The 18,433-nt window shown below is 65.2% G+C and carries 17 protein-coding genes; 11 read left to right on the forward strand and 6 right to left on the reverse strand.

The features are described 5' to 3' along the window. Positions 1-11: 11 nt before the first annotated feature. From FJ967_RS20005 to FJ967_RS20025, 5 genes are all read left to right on the forward strand, one after another. The gene (locus FJ967_RS20005) at positions 12-1,754 is read left to right on the forward strand and encodes a hydantoinase B/oxoprolinase family protein (protein WP_140733589.1); all 1,743 of its coding nucleotides are present in this window, start codon (positions 12-14) and stop codon (positions 1,752-1,754) included. 112 nt (positions 1,755-1,866) lie between these two features. Further along, positions 1,867-2,640: an ABC transporter substrate-binding protein gene (locus tag FJ967_RS20010; protein ID WP_140733549.1), complete on the forward strand. Its 774-nt coding sequence runs from the start codon at positions 1,867-1,869 to the stop codon at positions 2,638-2,640. Between the two features lie 67 nt (positions 2,641-2,707). Then, positions 2,708-3,823, forward strand: coding sequence for an aminomethyltransferase family protein (locus FJ967_RS20015; RefSeq protein ID WP_181176020.1), 1,116 nt, complete (start codon positions 2,708-2,710; stop codon positions 3,821-3,823). A 58-nt stretch (positions 3,824-3,881) separates the two neighbouring features. Continuing rightward, positions 3,882-4,088 carry a hypothetical protein gene (locus tag FJ967_RS20020; protein ID WP_140733550.1) on the forward strand — a complete coding sequence of 69 codons (207 nt, stop codon included), beginning with the start codon at positions 3,882-3,884 and terminating at the stop codon, positions 4,086-4,088. 3 nt (positions 4,089-4,091) lie between these two features. After that, on the forward strand, positions 4,092-4,667 hold the full coding sequence (locus tag FJ967_RS20025; RefSeq protein ID WP_140733551.1) for a Fic family protein: 576 nt from the start codon (positions 4,092-4,094) through the stop codon (positions 4,665-4,667). A gap of 9 nt (positions 4,668-4,676) precedes the next feature. On the opposite strand, the gene FJ967_RS20030 is transcribed toward FJ967_RS20025, so the two are convergent. The 6 genes from FJ967_RS20030 to FJ967_RS20055 all read right to left on the reverse strand — a co-directional run bounded on the left by FJ967_RS20030 (position 4,677) and on the right by FJ967_RS20055 (position 11,791). Continuing rightward, positions 4,677-5,333 (reverse strand): methionine ABC transporter permease, encoded by a 657-nt coding sequence (locus FJ967_RS20030; protein ID WP_140733552.1) that lies wholly within the window; start codon positions 5,331-5,333, stop codon positions 4,677-4,679. Then, the gene (locus FJ967_RS20035; RefSeq protein ID WP_140733553.1) at positions 5,314-6,402 is read right to left on the reverse strand and encodes a methionine ABC transporter ATP-binding protein; all 1,089 of its coding nucleotides are present in this window, start codon (positions 6,400-6,402) and stop codon (positions 5,314-5,316) included. The genes FJ967_RS20030 and FJ967_RS20035 overlap by 20 nt, the downstream gene beginning before the upstream one ends. A gap of 89 nt (positions 6,403-6,491) precedes the next feature. Then, positions 6,492-7,346, reverse strand: a complete 855-nt coding sequence (locus tag FJ967_RS20040; protein ID WP_140733554.1) for a MetQ/NlpA family lipoprotein — start codon at positions 7,344-7,346, stop codon at positions 6,492-6,494. A 241-nt stretch (positions 7,347-7,587) separates the two neighbouring features. Further along, positions 7,588-9,075: an aldehyde dehydrogenase gene (locus FJ967_RS20045; protein ID WP_140733555.1), complete on the reverse strand. Its 1,488-nt coding sequence runs from the start codon at positions 9,073-9,075 to the stop codon at positions 7,588-7,590. Beyond that, positions 9,072-10,271, reverse strand: coding sequence for a cytochrome P450 (locus tag FJ967_RS20050; protein WP_140733556.1), 1,200 nt, complete (start codon positions 10,269-10,271; stop codon positions 9,072-9,074). Before FJ967_RS20050 ends, FJ967_RS20045 begins: the two co-directional genes overlap by 4 nt. A 71-nt stretch (positions 10,272-10,342) precedes the next feature. Continuing rightward, positions 10,343-11,791 carry an APC family permease gene (locus tag FJ967_RS20055; RefSeq protein ID WP_140733557.1) on the reverse strand — a complete coding sequence of 483 codons (1,449 nt, stop codon included), beginning with the start codon at positions 11,789-11,791 and terminating at the stop codon, positions 10,343-10,345. Positions 11,792-11,976: 185 nt separating this feature from the next. Between FJ967_RS20055 and FJ967_RS20060 the strand changes: the two genes are divergently transcribed. The 6 genes from FJ967_RS20060 to FJ967_RS20085 are packed head-to-tail and all read left to right on the forward strand — an operon-like array spanning position 11,977 to position 18,421. Next, positions 11,977-12,747 (forward strand): IclR family transcriptional regulator, encoded by a 771-nt coding sequence (locus tag FJ967_RS20060; RefSeq protein ID WP_140733558.1) that lies wholly within the window; start codon positions 11,977-11,979, stop codon positions 12,745-12,747. Further along, the gene (locus tag FJ967_RS20065; protein ID WP_140733559.1) at positions 12,747-14,024 is read left to right on the forward strand and encodes a Tm-1-like ATP-binding domain-containing protein; all 1,278 of its coding nucleotides are present in this window, start codon (positions 12,747-12,749) and stop codon (positions 14,022-14,024) included. The genes FJ967_RS20060 and FJ967_RS20065 overlap by 1 nt, the downstream gene beginning before the upstream one ends. After that, on the forward strand, positions 14,021-14,689 hold the full coding sequence (locus FJ967_RS20070; RefSeq protein WP_140733560.1) for an HAD-IA family hydrolase: 669 nt from the start codon (positions 14,021-14,023) through the stop codon (positions 14,687-14,689). The genes FJ967_RS20065 and FJ967_RS20070 overlap by 4 nt, the downstream gene beginning before the upstream one ends. 20 nt (positions 14,690-14,709) lie before the next feature. Next, positions 14,710-16,059: an aminotransferase class III-fold pyridoxal phosphate-dependent enzyme gene (locus FJ967_RS20075; protein WP_140733561.1), complete on the forward strand. Its 1,350-nt coding sequence runs from the start codon at positions 14,710-14,712 to the stop codon at positions 16,057-16,059. Positions 16,060-16,094: 35 nt separating this feature from the next. Beyond that, a complete protein-coding gene (locus FJ967_RS20080; protein ID WP_140733562.1) occupies positions 16,095-17,402 on the forward strand; it encodes an aminotransferase class III-fold pyridoxal phosphate-dependent enzyme in 1,308 nt (435 codons plus the stop codon). Further along, the gene (locus tag FJ967_RS20085) at positions 17,399-18,421 is read left to right on the forward strand and encodes a phosphotransferase (protein WP_140733563.1); all 1,023 of its coding nucleotides are present in this window, start codon (positions 17,399-17,401) and stop codon (positions 18,419-18,421) included. The genes FJ967_RS20080 and FJ967_RS20085 overlap by 4 nt, the downstream gene beginning before the upstream one ends. Positions 18,422-18,433 lie beyond the last annotated feature (12 nt).

Genomic DNA, 18,433 nt, shown 5'->3' on the forward strand with positions numbered 1-18,433 from the left:
CCGACATTGATATGCAAAAGCTCGATGCCATCACGCTTTCGGTCCTCCAGGCCGCCCTGCAGCAGGTTTGCGACGAGATGGATCTGACCTTCTCGCGCGCCGCCTTCTCGCCTGTCATCGCCGAGGCCAATGACCGTTCCGACGGCATCTATTCCGCCGTCGACGGTTCGCTGATCGCGCAAGGCAGCCAGGGCCTGCCGGTGTTCGTCGGCGTCATGCAGTATTCGACCAGGACGGTGATCGAGATGATCGCCGACGGCCGCTGCCTCGCCCCGGAGCCGGGCGACATCTACATCGTCAACGACCCCTATCTCGGCGGCACACATCTGATGGACGTGCGCTTCGTCATGCCGGTCTACCGCGACGGCAAGATATTTTGCTGGCTATCGAACACCGGTCACTGGCCCGATATCGGCGGTTCGGTGCCGGGCGGCTTCTCGGCGTCCGCCACCGCCGTCGAGCAGGAAGGCTTGCGGCTGCCGCCGGTAAAGCTGTTCAAGAAGGGCGTGCTCGATCCGGAAATCTACGCCATCATCTGTTCCAACATCCGCGTCGCCGACCAGCGCATCGGTGACATCAGGGCGCAGGCCGCCGCACTGCTGATCGGCCAGGACAGGCTCAACGGCATCCTGGATCGTTACGGAGACGAAACAGTCACCGAGGCGATTGCCGAACTGCGCCGCCGCGCCGCCGAGCAGATGCGCGCCAACATCGCGGCCATTCCCGACGGCACCTATCGCGCAAAAGCCTTCGTCGATTCCGACGGGGTGGTCGACGAACCGCTGACCATCGCGCTCGCCGTCGAGAAGAAGGGCGATACGCTGACCTTCGATTTCGCGGGCTCGTCGAAACCATGCTCGGGGCCGATGAACAGCGTGCTGGCGACGACCTTATCGTCGGTCTACCTCGCCATGCGCCATATCTTCCCGGATGTGCCGATCTCGGCCGGTGCCTTCGAGCCCCTGGTCGTCAAACAGCCCGAGGGCACCTTTCTCGATGCCAGATATCCGCGCCCGGTGTCGGGTTGCGCGGCCGAGGTCTCGCAGCGCATCGCCGAGGCGGTGTTCGCGGCCATGGTGCAGGCGTTGCCCGACAAGGTGACGGCCGCACCCGCCGGCTCGAGCGGCAATTTCGCGCTCGGCGGCAGCGATCCCGCGCGCGGCCGTGACTATGTGATGTACCAGATCTCGGGCGGCGGCTATGGCGGCAATGCGGGCCATGACGGCCTGACCAATGGCTGCTCGACCATCGGCATTTCCAAGTCGCCGCCGGTCGAGATCATGGAGCAGGCCTTTCCGGTGCTCTATCGCCACTATGCGCTGCGCGAGGGCTCCGGCGGCGCCGGCAAGCATCGCGGCGGTTTCGGCCTAGCCTACGAGGTCGAAATATTGCGCGGCGAAGCCCGCGCGTCCTTCGTCATGGACCATGGCCGTTTCGGGCCGCAAGGCGCCCTTGGCGGTAGGGATGGCGAGCCCAACAGCGTGACCGTCTTCCGTGGCGGCGAGCAGCATGTGCCGCCGCATCTGTCCAAGGAGCAGGACATCCCGCTGAAGGCAGGCGACCGGGTGCGCGTCGGCACGCCGGGCGGCGGCGGCTATGGCGATCCGCGGGAGCGCGATGCCGATCAGGTGCGGCGCGATGTGGCGCTGGGCTACTACACCCCGGAGCAGGCTAGGGAGAAATTCGGCGTCGTGCTCTCGGCGGGTGATCTCGCCGTCGACCGCATGGCGACGGACAGGCAGCGCGCCGGCTGACATGGCGCCGCGGATCGCTCACAGCGCCGTGATCGCCGCATGACATGTCGCTTCCGTCTCCGCCGGGCGCATGAAAGCCCGTAGATTTATCCGGTCAACGGAGATCTCGAACATGCGTCTTTTCGGTCGTTTCGTGCTTGCCGCTTCCGTCGCCTTCACCCTCGCCACCGGTGCCGCTTCAGCCCAGGACAAGCTCAGGCTCGGCACCGAGGGCGCCTATCCGCCCTTCAACTATGCCAATTCCGACGGCACGCTGGGCGGCTTCGACATCGATCTCGGCAAGGCGCTGTGCGCCGAGATGAAGGTCGAATGCGAATTCTCCGTCCAGGATTTCGATGGTTCGATTCCCGCGCTGCAGGCCGGAAAGTTCGATGCCATCATCAACATCACCATCACGCCGGAACGGGCCGAGAAGGTCGAGTTCACCCACAAATACTACCAGACGCCGCCGGCCATCGCGGTGCCGAAGGACTCGACCATCGCGGGCACCTCGCCGGATGACCTCAAGGGCAAGGTGCTCGGCGTGCAGAGCGCCACCATCCATCAGAATTTCGCCGAGCAGAAATACAAGGGATCGACCGTCAAGGCCTATCCGACCGGCGACGACGCCCGCACCGACATGGCCAATGGCCGGCTCGACGCTGTCATGGACGGCTCGATCATCCTGACCGAATGGCTGAAGAAGCCCGACGGCGCCTGCTGCAAACTGCTCGGCACTCTGACCGCCGATCCGGCCATCCACGGTCCCGGCGTCGGCATCGCGCTGCAGAAGGGCAACAAGGAACTGGCCGACAAGTTCAATGCGGCGATCGACGCCTTGCGCGCCAACGGGAAATACAAGGAAATCAACGACAAGTATTTCTCCTTCGACGTCTACGGTTCCTGAGAGCGACGGCATCCCTCTTCGGCGGCGCCGGCAGGCGCTGCCGTTTTCATGCATATGGAGAAGTTCCTTGGTTGAGCGGCGCACCCCTTTCTACAGCAGCATCGTCGGGCTTGGCGCCACGATGGGCCGCGTCGGCGGCAATTTCGTCTCGGCCAAATATTATTCCGGTATTGCCGACGAACACCTGAACACGCGCGAAAATGTCGGCGTCCAGGACCTCAGCACCATGGGCAAGATGGACATCAAGGGCCCGGACGCCGAGGCGCTGGTCAACCATGTCATCGTCAACGATGCGGCGGCGATGAAGCCCGGCCATGTCCGCTACACGACCGTTTGCCGCGACGATGGCGGCATCATGGACGACCTCACCGTGTTCCGGCTGGGGTCGGAGCATTTCATGCTGGTGACCGGCTCGGTCAACCGGCTGAAGATCCTGCCCTGGCTGCAGCATCATGCGCAGGGCCGGAAAGCCTACGTCACAGACATCACAGCCGCGGTCGCCTTCCCGACCATACAGGGACCGCGCTCGCGCGCGCTGCTGAAGACGATGATCTCGGATGCCGATCTCGACGGGTTGAAGCGCTGGGCGTTCACCTCAGGGCATGTCGGCGATACGAAGGTGCTGATCTCGCGCACCGGTGTCACCGGCGAACTCGGCTTCGAACTGTTCGTGCCGGCCGACGAGGCAGCCTCGGTCTGGGAGGTGCTGATGCGTGCGGGGAGAGACTTCGGTCTGAAGCCCTATGGCGTGCTGGCCATGTTCACGCTCGGCCTGGAAAAGGCCTATCCTGCGCATGGCATCGACATGGACGAGAGCCGCACGCCGTTCCATGTAGGCCTCGACCGCTGGATCAAGTTCGACAAGGGCGATTTCATCGGCCGCGAGGCATTGCTCAAGATCCGCGACAAGGGCCTCGACGAGCGTTGGACCGGGCTGATCTTGGATGGCGACAGGCCGGCTGCGACAGATGCCAGGGTTCTGGCCGGTGGCGAGGATGCCGGCGTCGTCACCTACAGCGACCACGGTTATTCGCTCGGCAAGGTGCTGGCGACCGCGCATCTACGGCTGCCGTTCACGGCTGTCGGCACCGAACTTAGCATCGACATCGAGGGTGCATCGACCCGCGCGGTGGTGGCGCCGATGCCGTTCTTTGACCCGGAGGGGACGAGGTTGCGGGCTTAGCTTGATTTGCTCGGAAATCGTTTTGGCCTCGCCTCCGAGCGTATGATAAGATTTCCCAATGAAGTCTCCTAGTTCAAGAATCATCCGTTCGGCCAAGACAGGCCAGTTCGTTTTGACGAGCGCGCGCGGCGAGAAAATCAGCGCCGTGGAAGGCATGACCCTGTCCCCCCGCATGGGTGAAATACTTAGCCAGAGCGCGCGGCGCGGACTGTCCGGTGATGAGCGGCGTTCGCTCATCAAGGAAGAAATCCGCAAGAAGAAATAGACGTTGGTCTACGCTGCCGAGTTCGATCCGCTTTGCTATCCCGGCACGACGGTGCTTATCAATCTGCTGGACGTCCGCGACCAAGCCGAACTTGATGAGGTCGAGCTCGCCCTGTTCCTGACTCGCGCCGATGAGCCTCTTCCGGCAGGCGAACTCGACTATGTTCACTATCTCGGCCTGCACCGGCACTTGTTCCAGGATGTATATGGCTGGGCGGGTAAGGCGCGCACGATCCGCATCGGCAAGGCCGGCAGTTGGTTCTGTTATCCCGAACACATTGCCAATGAGATGGCGCGGGTGTTCCGCGAACTAGGCAACCCCGACCACCTGGCTGATCTTGGCAGAGTCAGCTTCGCGAAGCACCTGGCGCACATCATCGCGGAGATCAATGCCGTGCATCCTTTTCGCGAAGGCAATGGCCGCACCCAACTCACTTTCCTTGCCATGCTCGCCGAGCACGCAGGCTACACTTTCAACGCCGATGCCCTCGACCGTGACCGGGTGATCCAAGCCATGGTCGACAGTTTCAGTGGGTCCGAAGCACCACTACAGGCTCTCATCGAAGACATCATCGCCTAGCTCGCCGGCTTACCCCCGCCGATCCAGCCGCGCCACCAGCCGATCCCCCGCCCACTGAATCCCACAGACCAGGATGATCAGCACGATGACCACCGCCACCATCACCGACGTCTCGAAGCGCTGATAGCCGTAGCGGATGGCAAGGTCGCCGAGGCCGCCGGCGCCGATCGCGCCTGCCATGGCCGAGGCGCCGACCAGGGTCACCAGCGTCACCGTGAAGCCGGCGACGATGCCGGGCAGAGCCTCCGGCACCAGCACCTCGCGGATGATCGTCCAGCGGTTGCCGCCCATGGCGCGCGCCGCCTCGATCAGCCCGTGGTCGACCTCGCGCAGCGACACTTCGGCGATGCGCGCGTAATAGGGCGTGGCGGCGATCGACAGCGGCACGATCGCCGCCCAGGTGCCGATCGACGTGCCGACGATCAGCCGCGTCACCGGGATCAGCGCCACCAGAAGGATGATGAAGGGCACCGAGCGGAAGCCGTTGATGACGGCGCCGAGCACGCGGTTGACCCAAAGGCTTTCGGCGATGCCGCCGCGCTCGGTGGCGATCAAGGCGAGGCCGAGCGGCAGGCCGAAGACCAGCGAGATCAGGCCGGAGGCGGCCGTCATCAGCACGGTCTCCCAGATCGACCGCAGCAGGAGCTCAAACAGGATCGGCGACATGGCCAAGCACCTCCACCCGCGCCTGGCGGGATCTTAGAAAAGCGATCACCTCGGCGAGATGGCCCGCATCGCCGCCAGGGATGGAGAGGAACAGCGTTCCCACCGGCTCCCGCTGGATGTGGTCGATACCGCCATGGACGAGATTGAAGGCACCAGGCACGGTCCTCGCGAGGTCGGACAGCAGCGGGCCACGCGCGGCCTCGCCGGCCACGTCCACGCGCAGGATGGTCTGCGCGCCGGCCGACGGCTGGAGCCGGGCGGCCAGCTCCTCAGGCAGCTGCGGCCGGATCGTGCCGAGCAGCCGCTTTGTGATGTCCGATCGCGGATCGGCGAACACCGACCACACCGGCCCTTGCTCGACGATGCGCCCGGCATCGATCACCGCCACGCGGTCGGCGATCGAGCGGATCACCTCCATCTCGTGGGTGATCAGCAGGATGGTCAGGCCGAGTTGCCGGTTGATGTCTTTCAGCAAGGCGAGAATGGACCTTGTCGTCTCCGGATCGAGCGCGGAGGTGGCTTCGTCGGACAGAAGCAGCGCCGGCCGTGCGGCGAGCGCCCGGGCGATGCCGACGCGCTGCTTCTGGCCGCCCGACAGCGACGCCGGATAGGCCCTGGCCTTCTCCGACAGGCCGACGAGGTCCAGCAACTCCGCAGCGCGCCTGAGCCGCTCGGCCTTGGCGACGCCCTCGATCTTCAGCGGCAGCGCCACATTGTCCTCGACGGTCTTGGCCGACAGCAGATTGAAATGCTGGAAGATCATGCCGATGCGCCGGCGCAGCGGCTGCAGCTCGCGCTCGCCAAGGCGGCTGATCTCGCGGCCCTCGATGAAGACCTCGCCGGAATCAGGCCGCTCCAGTCCGTTCAGGCAGCGGATCAGCGTCGATTTGCCGGCGCCGCTGCGGCCGATAATGCCGAGGATCTCGCCCTTGCGCACGGTCAGCGAAATGCCGTCGAGTGCCGCCGTCTCGCCGAAACGGCGCTTCAGGTCGACAAGCCGCACCACGTCCTGAGGCGGCAAGCCGGCTTGGCTCCCGGTTTCGGCGCTTGCGGTGAAATGCTGGTTCATGTCGGGTTCCTGAAATACGATCGCGGCCCGCGCGTCGAGCGCGGACCGCTGCGTTTCTGGTCGTCATCCGCGCCAAGGCGCGGGTGGCCTCAATAGGCGCTGAGGCCGGTGCCCTTGTAGACCTTGTCGAACTCGGCCTTGACCGCCTCGTTCTGGTAGGAGGCGACCAGCGTCTTCACCCAGGCCTCATTCTCATTGCCGACCTTCACCGCGATGAAGTTGCGGTACGGATTGTCCGCGATCGGCTCCTGTGCGATGCGATTTTCCGGGGTCAGGCCGCTTTTCAGCGCCCAGTCGGTGTTGACCACGGCGGCGTCGAGGTCCTCGACCGAGCGGCCGACGATGCCGGCGTCCAGTTCCTTGATCTCGACCTTCTTCGGGTTTTCCGCGATGTCGGCCGTCGTGGCCAGGATGCCGGTGCCGTCCTTCAGCTTGATCACCCCTTCATTCTGCAGAACGCGCAGCGCCCGGCCCTCATTGGACGGATCGTTAGGCACGCCGATGACCGCGCCCTCCGGCAGGTCGGTGACTTTCGTGAACTTCTTGGAGTAGAGGCCGATCGGCCAGACGCCGGTATAGCCGACGCGCACGATGTGATAGCCCTGCGTCTTGATCTGGTTGTCGAGATAGGGCTGGTGCTGGAAGGCGTTGGCGTCGATCTCGCCGCGCTCCAGCGCCTCGTTGGGCTGGGTGTAGTCGTTGAAGACGACGGGCTCGATGGTGAGGCCCTTCTCGGCGGCCTGGGCCACGACCACACGCCAGACGTCTTCGTCCTCGCCGCTGATGATGCCAACCTTGATCGCCTTCTTGTCCTCGGCGAAAGAGGCATGCGGCGCCATCAGGCTGCCGACCGCGACGGCGGACGCGAACAGCAAAGCAAGGCCGCTACGCCGGTTGATGGTTGACCTTGGGGAAGAAGACAAAGTGTTGTCGATGTCGGACATGTCGGAATCTCTGGGTTGTGAAGTCATGGCGACGAGGCGGATTGCCTAGCCTTGACCTCAGCATCAGAAATTCTATCGATTTTATCAAAGAATGGGTTTCGCTCGCCTCATCGCAGCCGGGAATATTCTCTCAAAAATCTCGGGATCGGGAGCACAGCCATCGCCGAACCGTCCGCGGCGGGGCCGCATGACGCTCCGATATCTCGTGCTGATGGCTGGGCTCCTCGATGAACCGGGAGACTCAGAGCGCGATCCACGCGGTCTTCAATTCCATATATTTCTCCAGCGCGTGCAGCGACTTGTCACGGCCGAAGCCGGACTGCTTGACGCCGCCGAGCGGCACGGTGATGTCGGCGCCGCCATAGGTGTTGACGTGGACGACGCCGGCATTGATGGCGCGCACCATGCGATGCGCGGTGGAGAGGTTCGATGTCCACACCGCCGACGCCAGCCCGTAGACCGTCGAATTGGCAAGCCGCACCGCTTCTTCCTCTGTCTCGAAACGCATGACGCCGAGCACCGGTCCGAACACTTCCTCGCGGGCAAGCTGCATCTGCTCGGTCACATTCTCGAAGATCGTCGGCACCATGTAGCTGCCGCCGGTTTCCGTCAGGATCCGTTCGCCGCCGGTGACCAGCCTTGCGCCTTCTTGCGCAGCCTTGGCGACGAAGCCGAGATTCTTATCCAGCTGCTCGGCACTCGACACCGCGCCGATATCGCTCGCGAGATCGAGCGGATCGCCGACCTTCAGCCGCGTCGTCGCGGACAAAAGCTCGTCCATGAAACGGTCATAGACCGAGGCCTGAACCAGCAGCCGCGAGCCGGCGACGCAGACCTGGCCGGAATTGCGGAAGATGCCGTTGGCCGAGACGACCGCCGCCTGCTTCAGGTCGGACGCGTCGGCAAAGACGATGTTGGGAGACTTGCCGCCGAGTTCGAGGAAGACGCGCTTCAGATTGGAGCGGGCGGAGTATTCGAGCAGCCGGCGGCCGACAGGTCCTGAACCGGTGAAGGCGATGGCGTCGACATCCATGTGCAGGCCAAGCGCCTCTCCCGCTACCGAACCACGGCCTGTGACGACATTGAGCACGCCGGCGGGCAGGCCGGCCTCGGCGGCCAGTTCCGCCAGCCGCAACAGCGTCAGCGAGGCGATCTCCGGCGGCTTCACTACCACGCAATTACCCGCGGCCAGCGCCGGGGCGATTTTCCACGCGCCGATCATCAACGGGAAATTCCAGGGCACGATGACGCCGACGACGCCGAGCGGTTCCTTGTGGATCAGCCCCAGCACGGTCTCGGCGGTCGGCGCGATCTCGCCATAGACCTTGTCGATCGCCTCGGCGTAGTAGCGGATGGTGCCGGCGGCCGACAGCGGCTCGGCCTTGTAGGCCATGCCGATCTCGGTGCCGTTGTCGCGCACGCCGAGCACGGCAAGCTCGTCGACATTTTTCTCGATCAGGTCGGCGAATTTCGACAGCACCTTCTTGCGAAAGGCGGGTGCCGCCCGCGACCATGACCCTTTCTCGAACGCCTTGCGCGCCGATTTGACGGCGCGGTCGATATCGGCGGCATTGCCATCGGCGATGCTGGCGAAGGCGCGCCCATCGATCGGCGAAATGACGGGCAGCGTCGCGCCGGTAGTTCCCGCCGACTGCGCGCCATCGATGAACAGGCCGCGCGCGCCGATCTCCGCCTTGCGCAGCGTGTCGATGGCATTTTGACTGATCATGGGCAACCGGCTCCGAAACTGACATGCAATGTGGTGGGCGCCCGGAACTCCCAGCCGCGGAACACCGGCTCCTTGCCGGGCACCAGGCTGAGGTCGGGAAATCGCTCCAGCAGCAGCCTTACCGCAAGGCACATCTGATCGCGCGCGAAAAACCGGCCGGAACAGAAATGATGACCGAAGCCGAAGGCGGCGTGGTTGCCCTCGTCGCGGTTGATGTCGAAACGCTCGGGGTCGCTGAAGCGGCTTTCGTCGCGGCTCGCTGACGAGACCAGTGCCGCGATCGGTGCGCCGGCGGGGATCGTCGTCCCGCCCATCTCGACCGCGCGCGTCGTCTCGCGCGTCTGCGTGCCGATAGGCGCCACCCAGCGCAGGCCTTCATCGACGGCCTTGGGCACGAAAGTGTCGGGATCGTCGAGCACCTGCCGCAACTGGCCGGGGTTGCCGAGCAGGCCGACAAGGATCGAGCCGGCGCCATGGCCCGGTTCCTGCATGCCGCCAAGCAGGATCACCTTGATGGTCGGCATCAGATAGTCGGCGGACCGCGTCCGGCCCTCCGCCATGCCGTCATGCAGCATATGCGACAAAGCCGAACCGTCGGGTTCGCGGGCAAGCCTCTCCAGCGTCGGCGTCACCGCCTTGCTCACCTCGGCGCCGATGGCGTCGGAAATGTCCTGCCGTTTCGGGTCGTTCTCGAAATTGATGGCGCCCTGGGCAAGCCCGTAGAACCAGCGCCGCAGTGTCGGCATGTCGATGTCGGTGAGGCCAAGCGAGCGCGCCAGGCTGAGCGTCGACACCGGTTCGAAGTAATCGGCCATCAGTTCAGCCGACCCGCGACGGGCGATCGCGTCGAGATAGGGTTCGGCGATGGAGCGCACGAGGTCGCCGGCATAGGAGGCGACGGTGCGCGGCCGGTATTTCGGATCGACGCCACCGCGCAGGTCCTTATGCACCTCGCCATCGCTGGTCAGGATGGTCGGCTTGCCGAAGGAGCGCTCGACCGGAGACACGCCGGCCCTGACGATGGCCGAGAAAATGTCGGGGGTCTTCGCCACCAGCTCGACATCCTTCCAGCGGGTGACGAACCAGAGATTGACCGAGGGCACGAAGGCGACCGGCGCGCTGCGCCTGAGTTCGGCGTAGATCGGGTAGGGGTCGGCTTCCAGCGCCTCGACGGTGATGTTCTCGGCAAAGCTCACGGCCGCCACTCCCCTTTACGATGGGCGGGGCGGCTGTCGCGCCGCCCCGGTGGTTCATTCATATCCGAGCTTTAGTCCTTGAGCGGCACGCCGAGGTTTTCGTAGGCGACCGGATCGCGGCCCTTCAAGGCGCCCGCCAAAAGCAGGCCCACCACGCCGGCGATCAGCACCAGTCCCGGCAGGAACGCGCCGAGGAAGCCGCCGGCTCCCGACAGGCTGCCGAAATTGATGACGATCAGGTAGATGATGACGACGAAGGCGATGAACGTCAGGCCGGGCAGGAGCGTGGTCTTCACCGCGTTCTCCTGGGCCGATGGGTTGGCGCGGAAGTACATCACCACGGCGAGCGAGGCGACCGCCATCATCACGATGACGCCGAGCGTCGCGACATTGGTCAGCCACGAGAACAGCGCCAGCACCGGATCGAGCCCGAGCACGGCGAACAGCCCGACGACGACAGCCGCAAGCACGCTCTGAATGACAGAGGCGACGTGCGGGCTCTGGTGCGAGGAATGCGTCACGCCGATCGACGTCGGCAAGAGCTTCTCGCGGCCCGAGACGTAGATGTAGCGGGCGACCGCGTTGTGGAAGGCCAGCACGCCGGCGAACAGGCTGGAGACGAACAGGATGCTCATCGCGTGGGTCAGCAATGTCCCGGCATAGCGGTCGGACAGGCCGAACAGGAAAGTGGTCGGATCCTGCAGGCCCTGCAAGGCGGGCAGCAGCTTGTCGACGCCGGCGCCCACCGCCATCAGCCAGGCGGTGACCATGTAGAAGACGCCGATCAGGATCACCGAGAAATAGGTGGCGCGAGGAATGGTGACCTTGGGGTCGCGAGCCTCCTCGGCATAGATGGTGGTCGCCTCGAAGCCGATGAAGGCGGCAAAGCAGAACAGGATGGCGATGGCCGGTGCGCCCGAGGTGATCTGGCCCCAGCTGAACGGCGCCGCCGACAGGCCGCTGTCGCCGCCGGTCTTCAGGATGGTGAGATCGAGGATCAGCACCACGGCGTATTCACACAGAACCAGCACGGTCAGGATCTTGGCCGACAGGTCGACCTGGCGGTAGCCGAGCACGGCGACGATGGCGATGGCGATGAAACTCCACACCCACCAGGGCAGGTTGATGCCCCAGCCGGCGAACAGGCCCGATGTGGCGGCGCCCAGCAGCCCCATGACCCCGATCTGCATGGCATTGTAGGAGAGGATGGCGATCAGCGCGGTGGCGCCGCCGGCAAGGCCGCCCAGGCCGCGCGCGGCATAGGCGTAGAAGGCGCCGGCGTTGCCGACATGGCGCGACATGGCGACATAGCCGACCGCGAACAGGAGCAGCAGCACCGTCACGATGAGATAGGTGCCGGCAAAACCGGCGCCATTGCCCATCAGCATGCCGAGCGGCGTGCCGCCCGCCACTGCCGTAAGCGGTGCGGCGGCCGAAATCACCATGAAGGTGATGGCGCCGACGCCGAGACTGTTCTTGCGCAGCCTGTTGGCCGGCGCCTGTTCCGAAACTGCTGACATTGGTCCCTCCTGTTTGCGAACCGGTCTGGTTCGCCGGCCGATTGGCCTTTCCCATGCGCTCTGGACGTGGTTCATTATTTGAACCGTTATTTTGAATATAGACTTGCAAATAAAGCGGCTTGCTGTCAAGTTAATTCACACGTTAATTGATTGCCGTCAGCGAGCGGCGATGCTGGGAGGCAGGGTTGGGTACGGTCGGCAAGGCAATCTCACTTCTGGAGCTGTTCACACTGGACCAGCCGGAGCTCGGCCTGTCCGACCTGGCGCGCCGGTCCGGCTTCGACAAGGCGACCACGCGCCGCCTTCTGGTGGCGCTGACCGGCCACGGCTTCGTCGAGCAGGACACGGCGACGCGGCTCTATCGGCTCGGCGCCGGCCTGTCGCGGCTGGCGCGTATCCGCGAGGCCCGCTTTCCCTTCGTGCAGACGGCCGTGCCGCTGGTGCGGGATCTGGCCGTCGCGACGGCCGAGACAGTGCATCTGTCGGAATTCGGCCTCGACAGGCTGGTCACCGTCCATGTCGAGCATCCGGCGCGGGCAAACCGGGTCAATGTCGACATCGGCCAGCTCTTGCCGCTGCACTCGACAGCATCTGGCCTCGTCTATCTCGCCTTCGCCAGGGACGAGGCCGTCAATTCATGTCTGGGCGGCTCGCTCGAAGCCTTTACCACGCACACGCTGACCGAACCCGCCGCAATAGCCCACTGCATGGCCGAGGCGCGGGAGCGGGGCTATTCGATCTGCGACCAGGGCCTGGAAGAGGGCGTCATCTCGGTCGCGGCGGCGATCCTGGCGGCGGACGGGTTCGCGCTCGGCACGATCGCGGTGGCTGCGCCAAAGGCCAGGACGACGCCGGCCGATATCGCGCAGCGCGGACTTGCGGCGGTGGCCGCGGCGCGGGAGATTTCGATGCGGCTCAATGGCGATAATCTGCAAGCGCTGAGGAGGCAGGCCTGATGTCCGGACAGACGCCCCGCATCCTCGTCATCGGCACGGGCGATACCAAGGCCGACGAGTTGCTGTTCATGAAAGCCTGCATCGAGGCATCGGGCGGCAGCGCCGTGATGATGGATGTCAGCGTGCTCGGCAATCCGCCCTATAGTCCCGATCACGACAAGCATGCCGTCGCCCGGGCCGTCGATGTGACGATCGAGGAGATCGTCGCCAGCGGCGACGAGAATACCGCCATGACGCTGATGGCGGGCGGCGCCGTGCAACTGGTGCGCAAGCTGCATCGAAATGGCGAGATCGATGCCTTCATCGCCATCGGCGGCTCGATGGGCACCGACCTGGCGCTCGACGTGGCGCTCAGCCTGCCGCTCGGCGTGCCGAAATTCGTCGTCTCGACCATAGCCTATTCGCACCTGATCCCGCCGGAGCGCGTCGCGCCCGACCTGATGATGATCCTCTGGGCGGGCGGGCTCTACGGCCTCAACGCCATCTGCAAGCTGGTCCTGTCGCAGGCTTGCGGGGCCGTCGTCGGCGCGGCGAGGATCGTGATCGAGACCCAGGCCTCGGCGCCGGCGACCGTTCCCACCATCGGCATGACCTCGCTCGGCAGCTCGTGCCTGCGCTACATGAAGACGCTGAAGCCGGCGCTGGAGCGGCGCGGCTATGACGTGGCTGTCTTCCACACCACCGGCATGGGCGGCCGCGCCTTCGAATCGATCGCCGGCCAGGACCATTTCTGCGCGGTCTTCGACTTCAGCCTGCAGGAGATCACCAATCATCTCGCCGGCTCCGTCGTCAGCTCCGGCGCCGACCGGCTGGAAAATGCCGGCGCGCGCGGCATTCCGCAGATCGCCGCGCCCGGCGCGGTCGACATGGTCGACCTGCCGACCTGGCAGGATTTGCCGGCTAAGTTTTCCGGCCGACCGTTCCATGCCCACAACAGGCTGATCGCCTCGATCACCATCGATGCCGATGATCGCCGTCAGGTCGCCCGGACCATCGCCGCCAAGCTTGGCATGGCCAAGGGACGTTCCGCCCTTATCCTACCGTCGCAAGGTATCCAGGAGTGGGACGCCGACGGCGAGCCGCTCTATGAACCGGAGGCGCTTGCCGCCTTTATCGATGAAATGCGCAAGTCTGTTCCGGCCGGCGTCGAGTTCCACGAGATCGAGGCCCACATCAACAGCGACGGCTTCGTCGCCAAGGCGTTGGAAATCTTCGACCGCTGGGTGGAGGAAGGCATCATCCCGCGCGGTGCCGCGGCCAAGGAAGTGGCGGCGTGAGCGCCGTTCCAGCCCAGGCGCTGGTGCTCGATTTCGGCGGCGTCGTCACCCGCACGCTGTTCGAGACCCATGCCTTGACCGAACAGGCGCTCGGCCTGAAGCCGGGCACGCTGCAATGGCGCGGACCGTTCGATCCGGGCAGCGATCCGCTGTGGCGTTCCATGCAGGCCAACGAGATCAGCGAGCGCGACTATTGGCGCACCCGCACCAGCGAGGTCGGCCGGCTCGTCGGCGAGGACTGGCAGGCGATGGAAACCTTTGTCCAGCGGGCGCGGGGCGCCGAGCCGGAAAAGGTGGTGCGGCCCGAAGCCGACCGCGCCATCCGCGCCATCCAGGCGGCGGGATTTCGCCTGGCGATCCTGTCCAACGAACTCGACCTGTTCTACGGCGCCGATTTCCGGCGGCGGCTACCGCTGCTCGGCCTGTTCGAGACCATCATCGACGCCACCCACACCGGCATCCTCAAGCCTGACCCGCGCGCCTATGGCTTCGTCACCGAGGCGCTTGGTCTGCCTGCGGGCGCCTGCGTGTTCGTCGACGACCAGTTGCGCAATGTGGAAGGCGGACACGCCGCCGGCATGCGCACGGTTCATTTCGACGTTGCCCGGCCGGCCCATTCCTATGCCGAGGCGCTTAGCCATTTCGACCTCGTCCCAGCTGCCTGAGATATTTGCGGAGCCTTGTGATGCGCGACATCAACTTCCTCACCGAGACCAATGCCAAGCCGATCTGGCACCCGATGGCGCATCCGGCCGAGATGCGGGCCAACCCGCCCAAAGTGATCATGAAGGGCGAGGGCGTGATGGTCACCGACATCGCCGGCAACACCGTGCTCGACGCCGTCGGCGGCCTGTGGAACGTCAATCTCGGCTACAGCTGCGACCCGATCAAGAAGGCGATCGCCGACCAGCTCGGCGCACTGCCCTACTATTCGGGCTTTCGCGGCACCTCGACGGGACCGTCGATCGAGCTCGCCTACGAACTCACCGAATGGTTCGCGCCGGAAGGCATGGTGCGCGCCTTCTTCACCTCGGGCGGCTCGGATTCGGTCGAGACCGCACTGCGGCTGGCGCGGCAATATTGGAAGATCCGCGGCCAGGGCGACCGCACCAAATTCCTCGCCCTGAAGAAAGGCTATCACGGCACGCATTTCGGCGGCGCCTCGGTCAACGGCAACGCCAATTTCCGCCGCAACTACGAGCCGCTGCTGCCCGGCGTCTTCCATAGTCCGGCACCCTGGACCTTCCGCAATCCGTTCGACGAGACCGATCCGGCGCGGCTGGCGAAACTCTGCGCCAAGGCACTGGAGGACGAGATCGCCTTCCAGGGCGGCGACACCATCGCGGCCTTCATCATGGAGCCGGTGCTTGGCGCGGGCGGTGTCATCGTCCCGCATGAAAGCTTCATGCCGCTGGTGCGCGAGATCTGCGACCGCCACGAGATTCTGCTGATCGCCGACGAGGTCGTCACCGGTTTCGGCCGCACCGGCGAATGGTCGGGCTCGCGGCTCTCCGGCGTAAAACCTGACTTCATGACCATCGCCAAGGCGATCACCTCGGGCTATTTCCCGCTTGGCGCCACCTTGATTGGCGCCAAGGTCGCCGACGTGTTCGAGGCCGACAAGACCAGCTTCGGCGCGATCGGCCATGGCTACACCTATTCCGGCCACCCGGTCGGCTGTGCCGCGGGTCTGGCGGCACTGGCCGAGACCAGGCGGCTGCGCCTCGATGAGAACGCCGCCGCGCGCGGCGTCGAACTCGGAGCCTTGCTGGAAGGGCTGAAGGCCAAACACGCGATCCTCGGCGACGTCAGGTACAAGGGCCTTATGGCGGCGCTGGAACTGGTCTCCGACCGTGCCACCAAGAAACCCGCCGACAAGAAGACCATGGGCGTTGTTTCGGAAGCCGCCTATGAAGCGGGCGTCATGCTGCGCGTCTCCGGCAACAACGTCATCCTGTCGCCGCCGCTGGTCATCAGCGCCGCCGACGTGGCCAAGATCGGCGAAGCGCTCGATGCCGGCCTGTCGAAGGCCTGACGAACCGACTGACACAACGGAGTTCTGATAAACGCATGTCCCATTCGCAGGAAAAAATCGCCGGGGAAACGCTCATTGGCCGGCGTGGCCGGCTGCTCGGCGCGAAATCGCAACTGTTCTATGACGAGCCGGTACATCTGGTGCGCGGCGAGGGCGTCTGGCTCTATGACGCCGACGGCCGCAAATATCTCGACGCCTACAACAATGTCGCCCATGTCGGCCACTGCCACCCGCATGTGGTGGAGGCGCTGTGCCGGCAGGCGAGCCTGCTCAACACCCACACGCGCTATCTCCACACCGCCATCCTCGACTATGTCGAGCGGCTGGCCGCGACCTTCGACGCCAGCCTCTCAACCGCCATCCTCACCTGTACCGGCAGCGAGGCCAACGACATCGCGCTGCGCATGGCGCAGGCGGCTTCCGGCCAGATGGGCATCATCGCCACCGACGCCACCTATCACGGCAACACGACGGCGGTTTCGCAGCTCTCGACCCGCATGCCGCCGGTCGGCGGCCGCGTCCATCATGTCAGGCTGGTGCCGGCGCCCGACAGCTACCGCCATCCCGACGCAATGGCCAATGGCAAGGCCTTCGGCGATGCCGTGCGCGAGGCAATCGCCTCGCTGGCCGGGGAGGGCATCGGCCTTTCAGGCATCATCCTGTGCCCGCTGCTCGCCAATGAAGGCTTTCCGACACTGCCGGGTGGCTTTTTCGACGACGCGCTGTCGGCGGTGCGCGAAGCCGGCGGCCTGGTCATTTCAGATGAGGTGCAGCCCGGTTTCGGCCGCACCGGCAGCCATTTCTGGGGCCATCAGCGCGCCGGCTTTGTCCCCGATATCGTCACCATGGGCAAACCGATGGGCAACGGCCACCCGGTCGCCGCCGTCGTCACCACAAGCGAGATACTGGCGACCTTCCGCAACGCTTTCCGCTACTTCAACACCTTCGGCGGCAATCCGGTTTCCTGCGCGGTGGCCAATGCGGTGCTGGACGTGCTGGAGAACGAAAACCTCGTCGCCAATGCGGATGATGTCGGCGCCTATGCGCTGGAGCGCTTGCTGCCGCTCGCCGCTCGTTATCAATGCATCGGCGAGGTCAGGGGCGCCGGGCTGTTCTTCGGCGCCGAACTGGTCAACGACCGCCGGACGCGCGAACCGGCGCCCGACATTGCCAATCGCGTCATCAACGCCATGCGCGACCGTGGCGTGCTGATCGGCAAGACCGGCATCCACGGCAATGTGCTGAAGATCCGCCCGCCGATGCCGTTCTCGCGCGACAACGCGGATTTCCTGGTCGGCATACTCGACGAAGCGCTTGGCGAGGCCGCCGGAGCGCCGGCGTGAACGCAGTCTCGACCCAGCCGGAACCCGAGACCGAAGCCGATGTCACCGAACTTGCCAGGCGCGCGCTCCAACATTGGGGCGTTCGCGATGGCAAGCCGGAGCTTTTGAAGTATCGCGAGAATGCGGTCTTCAAGGTTGGCATGCCCGACGGCCAGCCGGCCGTCATGCGGGTTCATCGGCTCGGCTATCACACGGATGCGGCGCTGCGGTCGGAACTGCAATGGATGGGCTTTCTGCAATCGGCGGGCGTCGCCACGCCGTCTCCGGTCGCCACCCAGGCCGGCGACGCGTTCGTGCTCGTCAGCACGCCCGCTCTGGCGCAACCGCGCCAGGTCGACTGCCTGAGCTGGCTCGAAGGCCGCGCCGTCGGCGCACGCGGCGTGCCGTTCGGCTATACGCCCGGGCAGCTAAGGCAGATATTCGCGGCCATGGGACGAACCATTGCCCACATGCACAATGTCACCACAGGCTGGACACCGCCCGCCGGCTTTACCCGCCACGCCTGGAATTTCGACGGTTTCTTCGGCGCGGCCCCGAACTGGGGGCCGTTCGAGACCTCGCCCTTCCTCGACGAGACCCGCCTCGCGCTGGTTCTCCAGGCGCGGGACAAGGCCATGAAGGCGCTTGCCGGTCATGAGCGGAGCGCCCGCAATTTCGGCATCATCCACGCCGACCTGGTGCGCGAGAACGTGATGATCCATGACGGGGCGATCCGCATCATCGACTTCGACGACTGCGGCTATGGCTGGCACATCTACGACCTTGCCGTCGCGCTCTACCAGAACCGCCAGGAGCCGCTCTATCCGATGATCGAGGCATCGCTGGTCGAAGGCTACCGGCAGGAGCGGGACCTGACCGCGCAGGACATCGCCGCGCTGCCGCTGTTCGCGGCGCTGCGGGCCTTCGCCTTCCTGGGCTGGGTGCAAAGCCGCGTCGAGGGCGACATCACCCGCGAAGTCGGCCTGCGCATGTCGGATATCGCGGCCGACGTGGTGATCGCCTATCTGCGCGGCGAGTAATCTATAGAGCCG

The organism is Mesorhizobium sp. B2-3-4 (assembly GCF_006442315.1).
In the GTDB taxonomy this organism is placed as follows: domain Bacteria; phylum Pseudomonadota; class Alphaproteobacteria; order Rhizobiales; family Rhizobiaceae; genus Mesorhizobium.